The sequence below is a fragment of the Eubacterium callanderi genome, assembly GCF_900142645.1.
In the GTDB taxonomy this organism is placed as follows: Bacteria; Bacillota; Clostridia; order Eubacteriales; family Eubacteriaceae; genus Eubacterium; species Eubacterium callanderi.
Genome location: NZ_FRBP01000024.1, coordinates 1 through 3,030 on the forward strand (window position 1 = coordinate 1; position 3,030 = coordinate 3,030).

A 3,030-nucleotide genomic window follows, 5' to 3' on the forward strand; every position below is an offset into this window, starting at 1 on the left:
CCTCATCACCCTTCATCAGCGTAAGTGTGACCTTTTATGCAAAGCAAAAAAAACACTATTACAAAAAATGTTTCCGAAAAATGGGGAGACCACTCCCGAAATTCGCTTCAAAGGATTTACTGGCGCATGGGAACAGCGGAAGGTTGGTGACTTGTTTAATGAACGTAATGAACAGTATCCTATGAGCGAAGAATATCCGCTAATGGCGTTTATTGCGAATATCGGTGTTGCACCTAAAGGCGAAAGATACGATAGAAGTGCCCTTGTGAATGACGAAGTTGGAAAGAAATACAAGAGAACAGAAAAAGGCGATTTTATATATAGTTCCAATAATTTGGAAACGGGTTCGATTGGTCTTAATAACTATGGAAAAGCTTGTATTTCACCGGTTTACAGTATTTTCAAATCGAAACACAATGCTGATTCTGATTTTTTAGGGAGAATGCTATTACGCAAAGAATTTATAAATGATATGGTTAAATTTCGTCAGGGTGTTGTTTATGGACAATGGAAAATTCATGAAAAAGATTTTTTAAACCTTGATATTTCTGTGCCGTTATTGCCCGAACAACAGCAAATAGGCAGGTGCTTTCGTGGCCTTGACCACCTCATCACCCTTCATCAGCATGAGCTGGAAAAGCTGCAAAATATCAAGAAATCCTGCCTTAAAATGATGTTTGTTTGAGGAGAAAGGGGCTTATAAATGGCTTTAGAAAATAAATTGGGCATCACCGAGGCGGCTGAACTTGCGCGGGAAGAAGAAAAGATCAGTAAAGCGAAAGCGCTTGAGCTGTTTGAAACAGGACGGCTCGATACCTTTGAGGCGGGCAGCTTTGAAGGTCTGGCGAAAATCCATCAGTATCTCTTTGAGGATATTTATGACTTCGCCGGAAAAATACGGACAGTCAACATCGCAAAGGGCAGTTTCCGCTTCGCGCCGGTCATGTATCTTGAGGCGGCCCTTGCAAATATTGAGAAAATGCCGCAGTCCGGCTTTGATGAAATTGTCGAAAAATATGTCGAGATGAATGTCGCACACCCCTTTCGGGAGGGCAACGGACGAAGCACAAGGATCTGGCTTGACTGTATTTTTAAAAAAGAACTGAAAATGGTGGTAGATTGGAGTAAGGTCGATAAGGAAGATTATCTGCTCGCAATGGAGCGCAGCCCTATAAAAGATGTGGAAATAAAAGTTTTACTGAAAGCAGCCCTCACGGACAAAATCAATGACCGGGAAGTCTACATGAAAGGCATTGACGCCAGCTATCACTACGAAGGTTACACGGCTTTCAAGACAGAAGACCTTGAAAATTATGAAAAAATTACAGATGTTTGTATAAAGGAGGAACAAAAATATGAGTAACGCTACGGATATTACATCAAAATTATGGGGAATGGCCAACACCCTTCGGGGAACCATGGACGCCAGCGAATATAAAAATTATATTCTTCCCTTTATGTTTTATCGTTATCTATCTGAAAATCAGGACGCGTACCTTAAGGAAAACAGCCTTGAGGAGTTTTACACCGTTCCGGAAGAGGAGCTGGAGGAATACCTGGTGGACATTTCTCAGAGTATCGGTTACGCCATCAATCCAGACTACACCTGGGATAAAATGGTCATCAAAATCGAATCGCATAAAATTATTGCCAGCGACTTTCAGGATATGTTCGATTCCTTTAATGCCAATGCAAAGCGAAATGAAAATGCCCAGTCCGATTTTGCCAATGTCTTTTCCGATGTGAACCTCGGGGATACCCGCCTGGGCGCCAGCACCAATGAACGCGCCAAGGCCCTTAACGATATTGTGCTCATGATCAACGAATTTAATTTTAAAGATGAATCGGGACACGATATCCTCGGGGATGTGTATGAATACCTGATTGGCCAGTTTGCCGCCAACGCGGGCAAAAAGGGCGGGGAATTTTATACCCCCCACGAAGTCAGCCAGATTCTGGCGCAAATTGTCACCACTGATGCCCAGGCCGTGGATAAGCAATTTAGAGTATATGACCCCACCATGGGGAGCGGCTCCCTTCTGCTTACCGTACAAAAGGAACTGCCCGGGGGCGAAGCCGAAGGGGCGGTAGATTTCTATGGTCAGGAGCTCAACACCACCACCTACAACCTGGCGCGCATGAACCTGATGATGCACGGGGTCAATTATAAAAACATGGAGCTGCGCCGCGCAGATACCCTTGATTCCGACTGGCCCTTTGATGAAAAAGACGGTGTACAGCTGCCCATGAAGTTTGACGCCGTGGTGGCAAATCCGCCCTACTCCCAGAAATGGGATATTAAGAACATTGACCGGGAAAAGGATGTACGATTTAAGGGCTACGGCGTCGCGCCCGCTTCTAAGGCCGACTATGCCTTTGTCCTCCATGGATTGTATCACCTCGATAAAACCGGAACCATGGCCATCGTCCTCCCCCATGGGGTACTTTTCCGTGGCGCCTCCGAAGGGAAAATCCGAAAGAATATCATCGAAAACAACCTCCTGGACACGGTCATCGGCCTGCCTGCCAACCTTTTCTACGGCACAAGCATTCCCACCTGTGTCCTTGTTTTTAAAGGCCGGGAAGCGCGAAAGACAAAGGATATCCTTTTTATCGACGCGTCCAATGACTTTGAAAAAGGAAAAAACCAGAACAAGCTGTCCGAAGAAAATATTAAGAAGATTATCGATACCTACCATAACCGGGAGGATGTAGAGAAATACGCCCATGTCGCAGCCTTGAGCGAAATCGTGGAAAATGACTATAACCTCAATATTCCGCGCTATGTCGATACCTTTGAAGAGGAAGAAGTTATCCCCCTTTCTCAGCTGGCGCAGGAACTTTGCGATGTGCAGACTGAAATCAAACAATCTACCGATCTTTTATGTGATTTGCTGGGGCAACTAAGTGGTACGAACGAGGAAGCACAGGAAGAATTGGAAAAATTCATTAGTTTATTTGGAAAATAAAGCTTGGAGAGCTGGGCATAAGGCCCAGTTCTTTTTTACTAACGCATGGGAACAGCGGAAG

3 protein-coding genes are annotated in these 3,030 nt (G+C 44.8%); all 3 read left to right on the top strand.

Going from position 1 to position 3,030, the window contains the following annotated elements; translation table 11 throughout:
- The coding region (locus BUC22_RS21175) for a restriction endonuclease subunit S (RefSeq protein ID WP_200805562.1) at positions 1 to 685 on the top strand (685 nt) is incomplete at its 5' end.
- 18 nt (positions 686 to 703) lie between these two features.
- Positions 704 to 1,363 carry a protein adenylyltransferase Fic gene (gene fic, locus BUC22_RS21180; protein ID WP_073383763.1) on the top strand — a complete coding sequence of 220 codons (660 nt, stop codon included), beginning with the start codon at positions 704 to 706 and terminating at the stop codon, positions 1,361 to 1,363.
- A complete protein-coding gene (locus tag BUC22_RS21185; protein WP_073383766.1) occupies positions 1,356 to 2,969 on the top strand; it encodes a type I restriction-modification system subunit M in 1,614 nt (537 codons plus the stop codon). Before fic ends, BUC22_RS21185 begins: the two co-directional genes overlap by 8 nt.
- Positions 2,970 to 3,030 lie beyond the last annotated feature (61 nt).

Coding starts and splice junctions, on each gene's coding strand:
- fic (WP_073383763.1), top strand. CDS start 704: ATGGCTTTAGAAAATAAATTGGGCATCACCGAGGCGGCTGAACTTGCG.
- BUC22_RS21185 (WP_073383766.1), top strand. CDS start 1,356: ATGAGTAACGCTACGGATATTACATCAAAATTATGGGGAATGGCCAAC.